The sequence below is a fragment of the Pseudomonas sp. PDM01 genome (genome assembly GCF_014852325.1).
Classification (GTDB): Bacteria; Pseudomonadota; Gammaproteobacteria; order Pseudomonadales; family Pseudomonadaceae; genus Aquipseudomonas; species Aquipseudomonas migulae.
In genome coordinates this window covers 93,551-109,025 of sequence record NZ_JACVBK010000004.1, presented here as the reverse complement: position 1 = coordinate 109,025, position 15,475 = coordinate 93,551, and the positions used below count along the sequence as shown (strand labels likewise).

The following is a 15,475-nucleotide window of genomic DNA, read 5'->3' as shown; positions in this document are numbered from 1 at the left end:
AGGAGACTCCGATGTCCGTTGAGCACGCTGCGGTAGAACGCGCCGATTTCGACCAGGTAATGGTTCCCAACTATGCGCCTGCCGCCTTCATTCCTGTGCGTGGCGCCGGTTCCCGCGTATGGGACCAGTCTGGCCGCGAGCTGATCGACTTCGCCGGCGGGATTGCCGTTAACGTATTGGGCCATGCGCACCCGGCGCTGGTCGGTGCCTTGACCGAGCAGGCGAACAAGCTGTGGCACGTGTCCAACGTGTTCACCAACGAGCCTGCCCTGCGTCTGGCGCACAAGCTGATCGACGCAACCTTTGCCGAGCGTGCGTTCTTCTGCAACTCCGGCGCCGAAGCCAACGAGGCCGCTTTCAAGCTGGCCCGTCGTGTCGGCCATGATCGGTTTGGCAGCGAGAAGTACGAAATCATCGCCGCGCTCAACAGCTTCCACGGCCGTACCCTGTTCACCGTGAACGTCGGTGGCCAGTCGAAGTATTCCGACGGTTTCGGTCCGAAAATCACCGGCATCACCCACGTGCCGTACAACGATCTGGCCGCGCTGAAAGCCGCCATTTCCGACAAGACTTGCGCTGTGGTTCTGGAGCCGATCCAGGGCGAGAGCGGTGTTATCCCGGCCGAACTCGAATACCTGCAAGGCGCCCGTGACCTGTGCACCGCGCACAACGCGCTGCTGATTTTCGACGAAGTGCAGACGGGCATGGGCCGTACTGGCCATCTGTTCGCCTACCAGCATTACGGCGTGATCCCGGACATCCTGACCAGCGCGAAGAGCCTGGGCGGCGGTTTCCCGATCGCAGCCATGCTGACCACCGAAGACCTGGCCAAACACCTGGTCGTCGGCACCCACGGCACCACCTACGGCGGCAACCCGCTGGCGTGCGCCGTCGCCGAAGCGGTAATCGACGTGATCAACACCCCTGAAGTGCTGGCCGGCGTCAACGCCAAACACGACAAGTTCAAGGCTCGCCTGGAGCAGATCGGCGAGAAATACGGCCTGTTCACCAAGGTTCGTGGCATGGGCCTGTTGATCGGTTGCGTGCTGAGCGAGGCCTGGAAAGGCAAGGCGAAGGACATCTTCAACGCCGCCGAGCGCGAAGGCCTGATGGTCCTGCAAGCCGGCCCGGACGTGGTGCGTTTTGCGCCAAGCCTGGTGGTTGAAGACGCCGATATCGATGCCGGCCTGGATCGTTTCGAGCGCGCTGCGGCAAAACTGACGCAAGCCTGATAGACCCTTCGACGCCTGATGATTTCAGGCGTCGAACCCAATTTTGATGCCGGCCCCGCTTTTCTGTAGGAGCGAAGCTTGCTCGCGAAGGTGTGTCAGTCGACATCACTGTGACTGACACACCTTCGCGAGCAAGCTTCGCTCCTACAAGGGCCGGTTTATTTTCCTCAAAGAGTTTAGAGAAAGGAGTGACACCATGCTGGTGATGCGCCCCGCGCAAATGGCTGATCTGGGCGAGGTACAGCGTCTGGCTGCGGACAGCCCGATTGGTGTCACTTCCTTGCCGGATGACGTTGAACGCCTGAGCGACAAGATCGCCGCGAGCGAAGCCTCGTTTGCTGCCGAAGTCAGCTTCAACGGTGAAGAGAGCTATTTCTTCGTCCTCGAAGACACTGCCACCGGCAAACTGGCCGGTTGCTCGGCCATCGTCGCCTCGGCCGGTTATTCCGAGCCGTTCTACAGCTTCCGCAATGAAACCTTCGTGCACGCCTCCCGCGAGCTGAAGATTCATAACAAGATTCACGTGCTCTCCCAGTGCCACGACCTGACCGGCAACAGCTTGCTGACCAGCTTCTACGTGCAGCGCGAGTTGGTGGGTTCGCCGTGGGCCGAGCTCAACTCCCGTGGCCGTTTGCTGTTCGTGGCCAGCCATCCGGAGCGCTTTGCCGATTCTGTGGTGACCGAGATCGTCGGTTACAGCGATGAAAATGGCGACTCGCCGTTCTGGGACGCCATCGGTCGCAACTTCTTCGACCTCAACTACGCCGAAGCCGAGCGTCTGTGCGGTCTGAAGAGCCGGACGTTCCTCGCCGAGCTGATGCCGCATTACCCGATTTATGTGCCGTTGCTGCCGGACTCCGCGCAAGAAGCGATGGGCCAGGTGCACCCACGGGCGCAGATCACTTTCGACATCCTGATGCGCGAAGGCTTCGAGACCGATCACTACATCGACATTTTCGACGGCGGCCCGACGTTGCATGCGCGTGTTTCGGGGATCCGCTCGATCGCCCAGAGCCGTGTAGTGCCGGTGAAAATCGGCGAGCCGGTCAAAGGCGCAGGGCGTCAGTACCTGGTGGCCAATGCGCAGTTGCAGGATTACCGCGCCGTGTTGCTCGAGCTCGATTACGCGCCGGGCAAACCCGTGACCCTGGATCTGGAAGCGGCCGAAGCCCTGGGCGTCGGTGAAGGTGCAAGCGTGCGCCTGGTGGCGGTTTAACGCCTGCTTTCAACCTGGAAAGCAGCAAGTGTTTCGCGGGTGGCGCAAGCGGCCCGTTTGAGGAGATAGCATGATCGTTCGTCCCGTACGCAGCAGCGATTTACCCGCTCTGATCGACCTGGCCCGTAGCACCGGCACCGGCCTGACCACCTTGCCGGCCAACGAAGAGCGTCTGGCCCATCGGGTCGGCTGGGCCGAGAAGACCTTTCGCGGCGAGGCCGGGCGCGGCGATGCGGACTATCTGTTCGTCCTCGAAGACGACAACGCTCGTGTGGTGGGCATTTCCGCCATTGCCGGCGCCGTCGGCCTGCGTGAGCCCTGGTACAACTTCCGGGTCGGCCTGACGGTCAGCGCTTCGCAAGAGCTGAACATCTACCGTGAAATCCCGACGCTGTTTCTGGCCAACGACCTGACCGGCAACTCGGAGTTGTGCTCGTTGTTCCTGCACGCCGATTTCCGCACCGGCCTCAACGGCCGCATGCTGTCCAAGGCGCGAATGCTGTTCATCGCCGAGTTCCCGCAACTGTTCGGCAACAAGATCATTGCCGAAATGCGCGGCGTCTCCGACGAAGCAGGGCGTTCGCCGTTCTGGGAAAGCCTGGGTCGACACTTCTTCAAAATGGAATTCAGCCAGGCCGATTACCTGACGGGCGTGGGCAACAAGGCGTTCATCGCCGAACTGATGCCGAAATTCCCGCTGTACACCTGCTTCCTGTCGCCGGATGCGCGTAACGTGATCGGTCAGGTTCACCCGGACACCGAGCCGGCGCTGGCCATGCTCAAGAGCGAAGGTTTCAGCTATCAGGGCTACGTCGACATTTTCGACGCCGGCCCGGCCATCGAATGCGAAACCGGCAAGATCCGCGCCGTGCGAGACAGTCAGGCGCTGGTGTTGGCCGTTGGCACGCCGGGTGACGACGCCACGCCATTCATCATTCACAACCGCAAGCGCGAAGACTGCCGGATCACTGCCGCTCCCGCACGTCTTGCCGCCGGTACGCTGGTAGTCGATCCGCTGACCGCCAAACGTCTTCAACTCAACGCCGGCGATCAAGTGCGCGCCGTTCCGTTGTCTGCTGCTCGGGAGTCGAAATAATGAATTCGCTATACATCGCAGGTGAATGGCTGGCTGGTCAGGGTGAAGCCTTCCAATCGCTGAACCCGGTGACCCAGCAAGTGCTGTGGGCCGGCGAGGGCGCTACCGCCGCTCAGGTTGAGTCCGCCGTGCAAGCCGCGCGTCAGGCGTTTCCGGGTTGGGCCCGTCGTACTTTGGAAGAACGTATTTCGGTGCTTGAAGCCTTTGCTGGCGCGCTGAAAAACAACGCTGACGAGCTGGCGCGTTGCATCGGTGAAGAAACCGGTAAACCGCTGTGGGAAGCGGCGACTGAAGTGACCAGCATGGTCAACAAGATTGCGATTTCGGTGCAGAGCTACCGCGAACGCACCGGCGAGAAGAGCGGCCCGCTGGGCGACGCCACCGCCGTATTGCGCCACAAGCCACACGGCGTGGTCGCGGTGTTCGGTCCTTACAATTTCCCGGGGCACTTGCCCAACGGTCATATCGTGCCGGCGCTGCTGGCCGGTAACAGCGTGCTGTTCAAGCCGAGCGAGCTGACCCCGAAAGTCGCCGAACTGACGGTCAAATGCTGGATCGAAGCCGGCCTGCCAGCCGGTGTGTTGAACCTGCTGCAAGGCGCTCGCGAAACCGGTATCGCCCTGGCGGCGAACCCGGGTATCGACGGTCTGTTCTTCACCGGTTCGAGCCGTACCGGCAATCATCTGCACCAGCAGTTTGCCGGTCGTCCGGACAAGATCCTCGCGCTGGAGATGGGGGGTAATAACCCGCTGGTGGTCGATGAGGTCGCTGATCTGGATGCAGCGGTGTACACCATCATTCAGTCCGCTTTCATTTCTGCCGGTCAACGTTGCACCTGTGCCCGCCGCTTGCTGGTGCCGCAGGGCGCCTGGGGCGACACGCTCCTGGCGCGTCTGGTGGCGGTCAGCTCGACGATTGAAGTCGGTGCGTTTGATCAGCAGCCAGCGCCGTTCATGGGCTCGGTGATTTCCCTTGGCGCTGCGAAAGCGCTGATGGATGCGCAGGAACATCTGCTGGCCAATGGCGCCGTGGCGTTGCTGGAAATGACTCAGCCTCAGGCACAAGCCGCGTTGCTGACCCCAGGTATTCTGGACGTGACCGCCGTTGCCGATCGTCCTGACGAAGAGCTGTTCGGCCCGTTGCTGCAAGTGATCCGCTACGCTGATTTTGAAGCGGCGATCGCAGAAGCCAACGACACCGACTATGGCCTGGCGGCCGGTTTGCTGTCGGATTCCGAAGCGCGTTATCAGCAGTTCTGGCTGGAAAGCCGTGCCGGTATCGTCAACTGGAACAAACAGCTGACCGGTGCTGCGAGCAGCGCACCGTTCGGCGGTGTCGGCGCCTCGGGCAACCACCGCGCCAGCGCCTATTACGCGGCAGATTACTGCGCGTACCCGGTGGCCTCGCTGGAAACACCGAGCCTGACGTTGCCAGCGGCCCTCACGCCTGGCGTGAAGATGGCGTGATGCCCATCGCCAGCAAGCTGGCTCCCACAGGTTCAGTGGTGTTCACACATTTTGTGTACCACCCAATCACTGTGGGAGCCAGCCTGCTGGCGATGACCGCAACGCGGTCGTACTGAACAGTAACTGAAGCCTATAAAAACAGATTCTCGTGGAGCCTCGCTGATGAAATCCTATGAAGTCAATTTTGACGGTCTAGTGGGGCCGACCCATAACTACGGCGGCCTGTCCTACGGCAACGTCGCGTCCCAGAGCAACAGCCAGCAGTCTTCGAACCCGAAGGAAGCCGCGCTGCAAGGCCTGGCGAAAATGAAAGCGCTGATGGAAATGGGCTTTCAACAAGGCGTTCTGGCCCCGCAAGAGCGTCCTGATGTCGCCGCCCTGCGTCGCCTGGGCTTCAGCGGCACCGACGCGCAAGTGATCGAGCAAGCGGCGAAAGACGCGATGCCGTTGCTGGTCGCCAGTTGCTCGGCGTCGAGCATGTGGGTGGCCAACGCCGCCACGGTCAGCCCGAGCGCCGACACTGCCGACGGTCGCGTGCATTTCACCGCCGCCAACCTCAACTGCAAATACCACCGCAGCATCGAGCACCCGACCACCAGTCGTGTACTGGGTGCAATGTTCGCTGATCAGAAGCACTTCGCTCACCACGCGGCGTTGCCGGCCGTGGCGCAATTCGGTGACGAAGGCGCCGCCAACCACACGCGTTTCTGCCGCGAATACGGTGAAGCCGGCGTCGAGTTCTTTGTGTTCGGTCGCAGCGCGTTCGATAACCGCTACCCGGCACCGCAGAAGTACCCGGCGCGCCAGACCCTCGAAGCCTCGCAAGCTGTCGCTCGTCTGCACGGTTTGAGCGATGACGGCGTGGTCTACGCCCAGCAGAATCCTGCGGTGATCGATCAGGGCGTGTTCCACAACGACGTGATCGCGGTGGGTAACGGCGAGGTGCTGTTCTATCACGAGGACGCGTTCCTCGACACCGAGCAGATGCTGGCCGAGCTGCAAAGCAAACTCGCCAAGGTCGGCGGCAAATTCCAGTCGGTGTGCGTACCCCGTTCGGCGGTTACCGTGGAAGACGCGGTGCGTTCCTACCTGTTCAACAGCCAGTTGCTGTCGCGTCCTGACGGCTCGATGCTGTTGATCGTGCCGGAAGAGTGCCGTGGCAACGAACGCGTCTGGCAGTACCTGCAAAGCCTGACCAGTTCTGGCGGCCTGATCCGCGAAGTCAAAGTCTTCGATCTGAAGCAAAGCATGCAGAACGGCGGTGGCCCGGCGTGCCTGCGTTTGCGCGTGGCACTGAATGAAACCGAACTGGCGGCCGTCAACCCAGGGGTTATCATGACGGCACCGTTGTACGGCACGCTGACCGAATGGGTCGAAAAGCACTACCGCGACCGCATGGCCGAAACCGACCTTGCGGACCCGCAATTGTTGCTTGAGTGCCGGACGGCACTGGATGAACTGACGCAAATCCTTAAACTGGGCGCGGTTTATCCATTCCAGATCAATTGAACGTCGAGAGCGTAAAACACATGAGCGATACCCTGCAGCTGATCCTTGAAGACACCGACGGCACGCAACTGGAAACTTCCTGCACCCGCGTCGCTGTCATTTGGCAAGGCAAAGAGCTGTGGATTCAGCACGATGGCCGTGGCCAATTGCTGATCGGCGTGGACGTCGAAGAAGGTGACGCTGAATACGCCAACCTGCTGCTGCGCCCATTGGCGACTAATCTGGTAAGTCTGCAACTGGAAATGGAACCGGCTGAAGTCGGCGACGAAGACCACGTGCACGGCCCGGATTGCGCCCACGACCACTAAGGAAACCGCTCTATGCTCGCCCTCGGCAAACTGCTTGAACTGACCCTCGCCGGCCGCGAACCGGCGGAGAAGACTCAACTGACTGTCGAAGGCGTACGCATGCGCTGGTTGAGCGAAGGTGCGCTGGAAGTCCGGCCACCTGAAGCTCGTGACAATGGCCTGGACCTGCTGCTGTCAGCCGGGATCCATGGCAACGAAACAGCGCCGATCGAGTTGCTTGATCGCCTGTTGCATGACATCGCTCGCGGCGACTTGAAGCCGCGCGCACGTATTCTGTTCCTGTTCGGCAACCCGGAAGCGATTCGCAAGGGCGAGCGCTTTATCGAGCAGGACGTCAATCGGCTGTTCAACGGCCGTCACGAACAAACCAGCGGCTCTGAAGCCCTGCGCGCGTGTGAACTGGAGCGTCTGGCGGCCAGTTTCTTCAGCCTGCCGGATCGCGATCGTCTGCATTACGACCTGCACACGGCGATTCGTGGCTCGAAGATCGAGCAGTTTGCGTTGTATCCGTGGAAAGAGGATCGCCAGCATTCCCGTCAGGAACTGGCTCGCCTGCGCGCTGCCGGTATGGAAGCGGTGTTGCTGCAAAACAAGCCGTCCATCGTTTTCAGTTCCTACACCTACGACAAGCTGGGTGCCGAGTCTTTCACCCTGGAGTTGGGCAAGGCGCGGCCGTTCGGGCAGAACGACGGGGTCAACGTCTCCCTGCTGGAAACCCGCCTTAAACAGATCATCGCAGGCACCGAGCCGGAACTGACCGAAGAGGCGCTGAATGGGTTGCAGTTGTTCAGCGTGGCACGGGAAATCATCAAGCACAGCGATAGCTTCCGCTTGAACCTGCCGGCGGACATCGAGAATTTTTCGGAACTGGAAGTGGGTTATCTGCTGGCCGAAGACATCGCCCAGACGCGCTGGATCATCGAAGAAGAGGGCGCGCGGATTATCTTCCCGAACCCCAAGGTCAAGAACGGCCTGCGCGCCGGCATCCTGATCGTGCCGACCACCGACGAAAACCTGGCCTAACTGACGACGCTGACTCTGTAGGAGCGAGGCTTGCCCGCGAAAGCGATTCCAGATTCAGCGATGATGTTGAATGTTAAATCGCTTTCGCGGGCAAGCCTCGCTCCTACAGGGGGAGCGGTGTTTAGACGGCTACTGCGCGTGGCTCAGTACGACGCAACGCCCGAATCTTGCTCAGCGTATCCGCACACGTCTTCGCCGCTTCCTGGCCTTTGTGTACGAAATGCTCGAAGAAGAACTTCTGATGCTCTTCGCCGGCATGGAAGTGGTGCGGGGTCAGGGACACCGAGAACACCGGCACTTCGGTTTCCAATTGAACCTGCATCAAGCCGCTGACCACAGACTGGGCGACGAATTCGTGACGGTAGATCCCGCCGTCCACCACCAGGGCAGCCGCGACAATGCCGGCATAACGGCCGGTCTTGGCCAGCAACTTGGCGTGCAGGGGCATTTCAAAGGCGCCGCCGACTTCGAAGAAGTCGATGTCGGATTCCTGATAACCCTGAGCAATCATTTCTGCGACGAAGCCCTTACGGCTCTGATCGACGATTTCCTTGTGCCAGCAGGCCTGGATGAACGCAACGCGCTCGCCCTGATGGTGTTTGCTTTTGCTGTCGATTGCGGTGGGTTGCATGTTCTGACTCCTGTTTATGTATAAAACAGGGCATATGAATCGAATGGGATTTAAGGGTACGCACGCTCGCAAGAATGCCTGCGGACGACCCTTTGGCGCCAATCCCGTTCTCTCTTCATCCGGACTATGACCGTCGGCCCCGGGATCACACCGGGTCTGCTGACCTTGCCGTCAAACACCGCCGAAGCCGTGCCTGTCGCCAAGCGCTCGCGGGCTATGCGCATTGCGCGCAATTACCGCCGGTGGGGAGTTGCACCCCGCCCTGAGAACGTTTTGCCGACAGATTGTCTGGCGGCGCAGCGTTTTTAACACATATTTCTCAGCCGTGCATTGCTGCTATCTGATGATTGCTATCGACTTTTTCGCTCACTTGCTGCGTCTTTTCCTCGCCCAAGGGTTGATTATTCGTCGACATGACCGCAGTAATTCCATTCCGAAAGGGATTTTCCCCTGCTTACCGAGGCCAGATTCATGAGCGTTATCGATCTTCGCAGCGACACCGTCACTCAGCCGACTCCGGGGATGCTCGACGCGATGGCCAACGCGGCCACCGGTGACGACGTCTACGGTGAAGATCCGACGGTCAATCGTCTGGAAGCCGAGTTGGCGAAACGCTTGGGCTTTGCCGCGGCGCTGTTCGTGCCGACCGGCACCATGAGCAACCTGCTGGGCCTGATGGCGCACTGCGAGCGCGGTGACGAATACATCGTTGGCCAACAGGCGCACACGTATAAGTACGAAGGTGGCGGCGCGGCGGTGCTCGGTTCGATCCAGCCGCAACCGCTGGAAGTGCAGGCCGACGGCTCGCTGGACCTGGCTCAGGTGGCCGCCGCGATCAAACCGGACGACTTCCATTTCGCCCGCACCCGCTTGCTGGCGCTGGAAAACACCATGCAGGGCAAGGTGCTGCCGCTGGAGTATCTGGCCCGGGCGCGCAGTTTCACTCGCGAACACGGGTTGCAACTGCACCTCGACGGCGCTCGCCTGTACAACGCGGCGGTCAAATTGGGTGTTGATGCCCGGGAAATCACCCAGCATTTCGATTCGGTGTCAGTCTGCCTGTCCAAGGGGCTGGGCGCGCCGATCGGTTCGGTGTTGTGCGGCTCGGTCGAGTTGATCGGCAAGGCGCGCCGTCTGCGCAAGATGGTCGGCGGCGGCATGCGTCAGGCCGGGATTCTGGCGGCGGCGGGGTTGTACGCACTGGATAACAACGTCCAGCGTCTGGCGGACGATCATGCCAACGCGCAATTCCTCGCGGACGGACTGCGAAAAGCCGGTTACGAAGTCGAACCGGTGCAGACCAACATGGTTTATGTGCAGATGGGCGACAAGGCCGAGGCGATCAAGGCGTTTGCCGCCGAGCGCGGGATCAAACTCAGTGCCGCCGGTCGTCTTAGAATGGTCACGCACATGGACGTGAGCCGCGCGCAAATCGAGCAAGTCATCGCGACATTCGTCGAGTTTTCGCGCAACTGACAGCGTTAGCCGTCCAATTGACCGTTTCTATCGTATAAACACGCTGTACCCCGCGCGCTGGGCCGATATAATGCGGCCCTTTGCCGTCGCTTCGTCTGTTGACGTTTCGCACAGGCCTTTGGCCGCAGCCTCCGTGGAAGAACCTAATGAAAAGCGCAGAAATCCGTGAAGCCTTCCTTCGCTTCTTCGAAGAGCAAGGCCACACTCGTGTAGCCTCCAGCTCTTTGATTCCGGGCAACGACCCAACCCTGCTGTTCACTAACGCGGGGATGAACCAGTTCAAGGACTGTTTCCTGGGCCAGGAAAAACGTGCGTACACCCGTGCGACCAGCAGCCAGAAATGCGTGCGTGCCGGTGGCAAGAACAGTGACCTGGAAAACGTCGGTTATACCGCTCGTCACCACACCTTCTTTGAAATGCTGGGTAACTTCAGCTTCGGTGACTATTTCAAGCACGACGCAATCACCTACGCCTGGACCTTCCTGACCGGCGTCCTGAAGCTGCCCAAGGAAAAACTCTGGGTAACGGTCTACGCCTCGGATGACGAAGCCTATGACATCTGGACCCAGCAGATCGGTGTGCCGGTCGAGCGCATGATCCGCATCGGCGACAACAAAGGCGCGCCGTACGCCTCCGACAACTTCTGGACCATGGGCGATACCGGCCCGTGCGGTCCTTGCACCGAGATTTTCTACGATCACGGCGCCGACATCTGGGGCGGCCCACCGGGCTCGCCGGAAGAAGACGGCGACCGTTACATCGAGATCTGGAACAACGTGTTCATGCAGTTCAACCGCACCGCCGATGGCGTGTTGCATCCGCTGCCAGCACCGTCGGTCGACACCGGCATGGGCCTGGAGCGGATCAGTGCGGTGATGCAGCACGTTCATTCCAACTATGAAATCGACCTGTTCAAGAACCTGCTGAGCGCATCGGCCAAGGCCATTGGCTGCACCAATGACGATCAGTCTTCGCTGAAGGTTGTGTCCGATCACATCCGTTCGTGCGGTTTCCTGATTGCCGACGGCGTGCTGCCGTCCAACGAAGGTCGTGGTTACGTGCTGCGCCGGATCATTCGTCGTGCGTGCCGTCACGGTAACAAGCTGGGCGCGACCGGCAGCTTCTTCTACAAGATCGTCGCGGCGCTGGTTGCCGAGATGGGCGAAGCGTTCCCGGAACTGCAGAAGCAACAAGCCAACATCGAGCGCGTGCTCAAGGCTGAAGAAGAGCAGTTCTCCAAGACCCTGGAGCACGGCCTGAAGATTCTCGAGCAGGATCTGCTGGAACTCAAAGGCACCGTGGTGCCGGGCGACGTAGTGTTCAAACTCTACGACACCTACGGTTTCCCGATGGACCTGACCGCGGACATCGCCCGCGAGCGCAACCTGACCGTCGACGAAGCCGGCTTCGAACGCGAAATGGAAGCCCAGCGCGTCCGTGCCCGTTCCGCCAGTTCGTTCGGTCTGGACTACAACACGCTGGTCAAGGTTGACGTGGCCACCGAATTCACCGGCTACAAGGCCACCAGTGGTTCGGCGAAAATTGTCGCCATCTATAAAGAAGGCAAGTCCGTCGACGTCTTGAGTGAAGGCGAAGAGGGCGTGATCGTTCTCGATCAGACCCCGTTCTACGCTGAATCCGGCGGTCAGGTTGGCGACTGCGGTTACCTGCAATCGAACATCGGCCGTTTCGACGTGCGCGACACCACCAAGACCGGTGGCGCGTTCCTGCACCACGGTGTGCAGGCATTGGGCAGCCTGACTATCGGTTCGCCGGTCGAGACCCACGTCGAAGCCGACGTGCGCCACGCGACTTCGCTGAACCACTCGGCCACTCACTTGCTGCACGCGGCATTGCGTCAGGTGCTGGGCGATCACGTTCAGCAGAAAGGTTCGTTGGTCGACAGTCAGCGCCTGCGCTTTGACTTCAGCCACTTCGAAGCCATCAAGCCTGAGCAACTGAAGGCGCTGGAAGACATCGTCAACGCCGAGATTCGCAAGAACACGGCTGTTGAAACCGAAGAAACCGATATCGAAACCGCCAAGCAAAAAGGCGCCATGGCGCTGTTTGGCGAGAAGTACGGCGACAACGTGCGCGTACTGAGCATGGGCGGCGATTTCTCCGTCGAGCTGTGCGGCGGGATCCACGCCAACCGTACCGGCGACATCGGCCTGCTGAAAATCATCAGCGAAGGCGGTGTGGCTTCCGGTGTGCGTCGTATCGAAGCGGTCACCGGCGCTGCGGCACTGGCATACTTGAACGCTGCCGAAGAACAACTCAAGGAAGCGGCCAACCTGGTCAAGGGCAGCCGCGACAACCTGATCGACAAGCTGTCGGCTGTGCTGGAGCGCAACCGTCTGCTGGAGAAGCAACTCGAGCAGTTGCAGGCCAAGGCTGCCAGCGCGGCGGGCGACGATCTGTCGGCTTCCGCCCTGGACGTCAAAGGCGTGAAAGTACTGGCCGTGCGTCTGGACGGTCAGGATGGCAAGGCGCTGCTGGCGCTGGTCGATCAACTGAAAAACAAACTCGGCCGCGCAGTGATCCTGCTCGGCAGTGTCCATGAGGAAAAGGTCGTTCTGGTTGCAGGCGTAACCAAAGACCTGACTGGCCAACTCAAAGCCGGTGATTTGATGAAGCAAGCCGCTGCGGCAGTGGGCGGGAAGGGCGGTGGTCGTCCAGACATGGCGCAGGGCGGTGGTACTGACGCTGGCGCACTGGATGCGGCATTGGCCCTGACTGTTCCATTTGTAGAGCAGGGTTTATAAGGCAGTGTGTCCGGCCCACAGTCTAGTGGTGGGCCGGAACGCTGTTTGAGTGATTATTTGGGCGCCCTTCATGGGCAGAGGCGGCTTTGAAATGGCTTTGATCGTACAGAAATTTGGAGGCACCTCGGTCGGCACTGTCGAGAGAATCGAGCAGGTCGCCGACAAGGTTAAGAAATTCCGCGATGCCGGCGATGACCTGGTGGTTGTGCTGTCTGCAATGAGCGGCGAAACCAACCGTCTGATCGATCTGGCCAAGCAAATCAGTGGCGACGGCCAGCCGGTTCCGCGTGAGCTGGATGTGATCGTCTCCACCGGTGAGCAGGTGACGATTGCCCTGTTGGCCATGGCGCTGATCAAGCGCGGCGTGCCAGCGGTGTCCTACACCGGCAACCAGGTACGGATTCTGACGGATAGCGCGCACAATAAAGCGCGTATCTTGCAGATTGATGACCAGAAGATTCGCGGTGATCTGAAAGCAGGTCGTGTGGTGGTTGTCGCCGGTTTCCAGGGCGTCGACGAGCACGGCAACATCACCACCCTCGGTCGTGGTGGTTCCGACACCACCGGCGTGGCGCTGGCGGCAGCCTTGAAGGCTGACGAATGCCAGATCTACACCGATGTCGACGGCGTCTACACCACCGACCCGCGTGTGGTGTCCGTGGCCCAGCGCCTGGACAAGATTACCTTCGAAGAGATGCTGGAAATGGCCAGCCTCGGTTCCAAGGTGTTGCAGATCCGTGCGGTGGAATTCGCCGGCAAGTACAACGTTCCGCTGCGCGTACTGCACAGCTTCAAGGAGGGTCCGGGCACCCTCATTACTATTGATGAAGAGGAAACCATGGAACAGCCGATCATTTCCGGCATCGCTTTCAACCGCGATGAAGCCAAGCTGACCATCCGTGGCGTGCCAGACACCCCGGGCGTTGCATTCAAGATTCTCGGCCCGATCAGCGCCGCGAACATCGAAGTCGACATGATCGTGCAGAACGTTGCGCACGATAACACCACCGACTTCACCTTCACCGTACACCGCAACGACTTCCAGGCCGCGCAAACCGTGCTGGAAAACACCGCTCGCGAGATCGGTGCCCGTGAAGTCGTTGGCGACATCAAGATCGCCAAGGTCTCGATCGTTGGTGTCGGCATGCGCTCCCACGCAGGTGTGGCCAGCCGCATGTTCGAATCCCTGGCGAAAGAAAGCATCAACATCCAGATGATCTCGACTTCGGAAATCAAGGTTTCCGTGGTGATCGAAGAGAAGTACCTGGAACTGGCTGTGCGCGCCCTGCACACGGCTTTCGAACTGGACGCGCCGGCCCGAACGGGCGAGTGATGCGTTTGCCGAAGGGCGCGGTCTGACCGCGCCCTTTTGTTTTTTTGAATGGTGCGGCCCGAAGCTGTTCTTTTGCCCGCGCTGGTCAATACTCAGGCATGTAGGGCTGCGATCTTTCAGGTTGTAGGTCGAGTGCCTTTTTTTTGCAGACTGTTGTCCCTGAAATGAAATGCGTGAGGAGAAAGGTATGCTGATTCTGACTCGTCGGTGCGCAGAAAGCCTGATTATTGGTGATGGAGAAATCACCGTGACCGTGCTCGGCGTTAAAGGAAATCAAGTGCGTATCGGTGTCAACGCCCCGAAAGAGGTTGCGGTCCACCGTGAGGAAATTTACCTGCGTATAAAGAAAGAGAAGGACGAAGAACCAAGCCATTAATTTTTATCGTTTTTTATGTTTGCAAACGGGGAAGAAGCTGGTTAATATACGCCCCGTGTTGCGGAGAGCTGGCCGAGTGGCCGAAGGCGCTCCCCTGCTAAGGGAGTACACCTCAAAAGGGTGTCGGGGGTTCGAATCCCCCGTTCTCCGCCATTATTTGCGTAGTACGTTGTAATCTGGCTTCTTCGGTAAGTTGTTGAAATTACTAGAAAAAAGCGCTTTACAAAAAGATTCGACGGCCTATAATGCGCGGCAACAAATGCACTCGTAGCTCAGCTGGATAGAGTACTCGGCTACGAACCGAGCGGTCACAGGTTCGAATCCTGTCGAGTGCACCATTTAAGAGTTGTTTGCAGTGATGTGAGCTACTCTGTTTCAACCAGTTGTGATCTGGTCTAAAAACACAAATTGCACTCGTAGCTCAGCTGGATAGAGTACTCGGCTACGAACCGAGCGGTCACAGGTTCGAATCCTGTCGAGTGCACCAAACAACAAAAAGCCCGCGTTTAACGCGGGCTTTTTGCCGTCTGGGATTTGGCTTTTCCTCTGGTACATCCTCTCTCATCGAATTCGACGTGTGCGCTACGACCTCGCTTGGTGTCGTATCGGTAACTCGTGGCCGAATTCCGAATACTGATCTTGTCTGGCTTGCCGAGGGCGCTTTCGACGTCTTGCCGGGTCATGCCGGCGACAATCCGTTGATTGATGATTGCTTCCCTGCGTTCCCGGGCATCGATCTGGTTTCCACAGTTGTCTTCTGTCTGGCCGACGACCGTTGGCTCCCTCCTTTTGATATTCATACGTGATGTTTCACGAAAGTCCGCTTCCGGCATCAGTGACACCGTGCTGCCGGGGGTAAACGTGCGCACTTCCTGGAGCGAAAGGCTTTCTCCGGCCGTACAACTCAGCGTGGTGAAGGTGATGCGGCCGTTTGCTGCCTCGCAGCGGTGAACGGTTGAGGCAAGTGCCACGGGCGGCAGGCAGAGCAGGGCGATCAGCAGAAAATAACAGGCATTCAATGGCATCAAACGTCCTCCATGACGG

The 15,475-nt window shown here is 59.7% G+C and carries 13 protein-coding genes, 3 tRNA genes and 1 riboswitch; of the genes, 14 read left to right on the top strand and 2 right to left on the bottom strand.

Annotated features, from left to right (window positions below; genetic code table 11):
* The first annotated feature begins 11 nt into the window (after positions 1–11).
* From IB246_RS11315 to astE, 7 genes are all read left to right on the top strand, one after another.
* Complete coding sequence (locus tag IB246_RS11315; protein ID WP_008033117.1) at positions 12–1,232, top strand: aspartate aminotransferase family protein; 1,221 nt, start codon at positions 12–14, stop codon at positions 1,230–1,232.
* Positions 1,233–1,428: 196 nt separating this feature from the next.
* On the top strand, positions 1,429–2,448 hold the full coding sequence (aruF, locus tag IB246_RS11310; RefSeq protein ID WP_008033116.1) for an arginine/ornithine succinyltransferase subunit alpha: 1,020 nt from the start codon (positions 1,429–1,431) through the stop codon (positions 2,446–2,448).
* A gap of 70 nt (positions 2,449–2,518) precedes the next feature.
* A complete protein-coding gene (gene astA / locus IB246_RS11305) occupies positions 2,519–3,544 on the top strand; it encodes an arginine N-succinyltransferase (protein ID WP_008033114.1) in 1,026 nt (341 codons plus the stop codon).
* Positions 3,541–5,010, top strand: a complete 1,470-nt coding sequence (gene astD / locus IB246_RS11300; protein ID WP_177318168.1) for a succinylglutamate-semialdehyde dehydrogenase — start codon at positions 3,541–3,543, stop codon at positions 5,008–5,010. Before astA ends, astD begins: the two co-directional genes overlap by 4 nt.
* A gap of 162 nt (positions 5,011–5,172) precedes the next feature.
* Positions 5,173–6,519, top strand: a complete 1,347-nt coding sequence (astB, locus tag IB246_RS11295; protein WP_008033110.1) for an N-succinylarginine dihydrolase — start codon at positions 5,173–5,175, stop codon at positions 6,517–6,519.
* A gap of 20 nt (positions 6,520–6,539) precedes the next feature.
* On the top strand, positions 6,540–6,827 hold the full coding sequence (locus tag IB246_RS11290; protein WP_008033108.1) for a hypothetical protein: 288 nt from the start codon (positions 6,540–6,542) through the stop codon (positions 6,825–6,827).
* 12 nt (positions 6,828–6,839) lie between these two features.
* Positions 6,840–7,850: a succinylglutamate desuccinylase gene (gene astE, locus IB246_RS11285; RefSeq protein WP_008038461.1), complete on the top strand. Its 1,011-nt coding sequence runs from the start codon at positions 6,840–6,842 to the stop codon at positions 7,848–7,850.
* A 121-nt stretch (positions 7,851–7,971) separates the two neighbouring features.
* Here the strand turns inward: astE and IB246_RS11280 are convergent, their stop codons facing one another.
* The gene (locus tag IB246_RS11280) at positions 7,972–8,481 is read right to left on the bottom strand and encodes a 6,7-dimethyl-8-ribityllumazine synthase (RefSeq protein WP_008033105.1); all 510 of its coding nucleotides are present in this window, start codon (positions 8,479–8,481) and stop codon (positions 7,972–7,974) included.
* 102 nt (positions 8,482–8,583) lie between these two features.
* Positions 8,584–8,755: riboswitch (FMN riboswitch) on the bottom strand.
* 197 nt (positions 8,756–8,952) lie between these two features.
* Between IB246_RS11280 and ltaE the strand changes: the two genes are divergently transcribed.
* The 7 genes from ltaE (at position 8,953) to IB246_RS11245 (ending at position 14,918) form a co-directional block, all read left to right on the top strand.
* Positions 8,953–9,957 carry a low-specificity L-threonine aldolase gene (ltaE, locus tag IB246_RS11275; protein WP_008038459.1) on the top strand — a complete coding sequence of 335 codons (1,005 nt, stop codon included), beginning with the start codon at positions 8,953–8,955 and terminating at the stop codon, positions 9,955–9,957.
* 146 nt (positions 9,958–10,103) lie between these two features.
* Positions 10,104–12,722 (top strand): alanine--tRNA ligase, encoded by a 2,619-nt coding sequence (gene alaS, locus IB246_RS11270; protein WP_008038457.1) that lies wholly within the window; start codon positions 10,104–10,106, stop codon positions 12,720–12,722.
* 91 nt (positions 12,723–12,813) lie between these two features.
* On the top strand, positions 12,814–14,055 hold the full coding sequence (locus IB246_RS11265; RefSeq protein ID WP_008033100.1) for an aspartate kinase: 1,242 nt from the start codon (positions 12,814–12,816) through the stop codon (positions 14,053–14,055).
* A gap of 187 nt (positions 14,056–14,242) precedes the next feature.
* The gene (gene csrA / locus IB246_RS11260; RefSeq protein WP_002554426.1) at positions 14,243–14,431 is read left to right on the top strand and encodes a carbon storage regulator CsrA; all 189 of its coding nucleotides are present in this window, start codon (positions 14,243–14,245) and stop codon (positions 14,429–14,431) included.
* A gap of 62 nt (positions 14,432–14,493) precedes the next feature.
* A tRNA-Ser gene (locus IB246_RS11255) sits at positions 14,494–14,584 on the top strand.
* 108 nt (positions 14,585–14,692) lie between these two features.
* Positions 14,693–14,769 (top strand) — tRNA-Arg (locus IB246_RS11250).
* 72 nt (positions 14,770–14,841) lie between these two features.
* Positions 14,842–14,918 (top strand) — tRNA-Arg (locus IB246_RS11245).
* A gap of 19 nt (positions 14,919–14,937) precedes the next feature.
* Here the strand turns inward: IB246_RS11245 and IB246_RS11240 are convergent.
* Positions 14,938–15,456, bottom strand: coding sequence for a hypothetical protein (locus IB246_RS11240; protein WP_008038454.1), 519 nt, complete (start codon positions 15,454–15,456; stop codon positions 14,938–14,940).
* Positions 15,457–15,475 lie beyond the last annotated feature (19 nt).

Excerpts from the sequence above, each read along its gene's own strand:
- IB246_RS11315 (WP_008033117.1), top strand. The coding sequence starts at position 12 with ATGTCCGTTGAGCACGCTGCGGTAGAACGCGCCGATTTCGACCAGGTA.
- aruF (WP_008033116.1), top strand. The coding sequence starts at position 1,429 with ATGCTGGTGATGCGCCCCGCGCAAATGGCTGATCTGGGCGAGGTACAG.
- astA (WP_008033114.1), top strand. The coding sequence starts at position 2,519 with ATGATCGTTCGTCCCGTACGCAGCAGCGATTTACCCGCTCTGATCGAC.
- astB (WP_008033110.1), top strand. The coding sequence starts at position 5,173 with ATGAAATCCTATGAAGTCAATTTTGACGGTCTAGTGGGGCCGACCCAT.
- IB246_RS11290 (WP_008033108.1), top strand. The coding sequence starts at position 6,540 with ATGAGCGATACCCTGCAGCTGATCCTTGAAGACACCGACGGCACGCAA.
- astE (WP_008038461.1), top strand. The coding sequence starts at position 6,840 with ATGCTCGCCCTCGGCAAACTGCTTGAACTGACCCTCGCCGGCCGCGAA.
- IB246_RS11280 (WP_008033105.1), bottom strand. The coding sequence starts at position 8,481 with ATGCAACCCACCGCAATCGACAGCAAAAGCAAACACCATCAGGGCGAG.
- ltaE (WP_008038459.1), top strand. The coding sequence starts at position 8,953 with ATGAGCGTTATCGATCTTCGCAGCGACACCGTCACTCAGCCGACTCCG.
- alaS (WP_008038457.1), top strand. The coding sequence starts at position 10,104 with ATGAAAAGCGCAGAAATCCGTGAAGCCTTCCTTCGCTTCTTCGAAGAG.
- IB246_RS11265 (WP_008033100.1), top strand. The coding sequence starts at position 12,814 with ATGGCTTTGATCGTACAGAAATTTGGAGGCACCTCGGTCGGCACTGTC.
- csrA (WP_002554426.1), top strand. The coding sequence starts at position 14,243 with ATGCTGATTCTGACTCGTCGGTGCGCAGAAAGCCTGATTATTGGTGAT.
- IB246_RS11240 (WP_008038454.1), bottom strand. The coding sequence starts at position 15,456 with ATGCCATTGAATGCCTGTTATTTTCTGCTGATCGCCCTGCTCTGCCTG.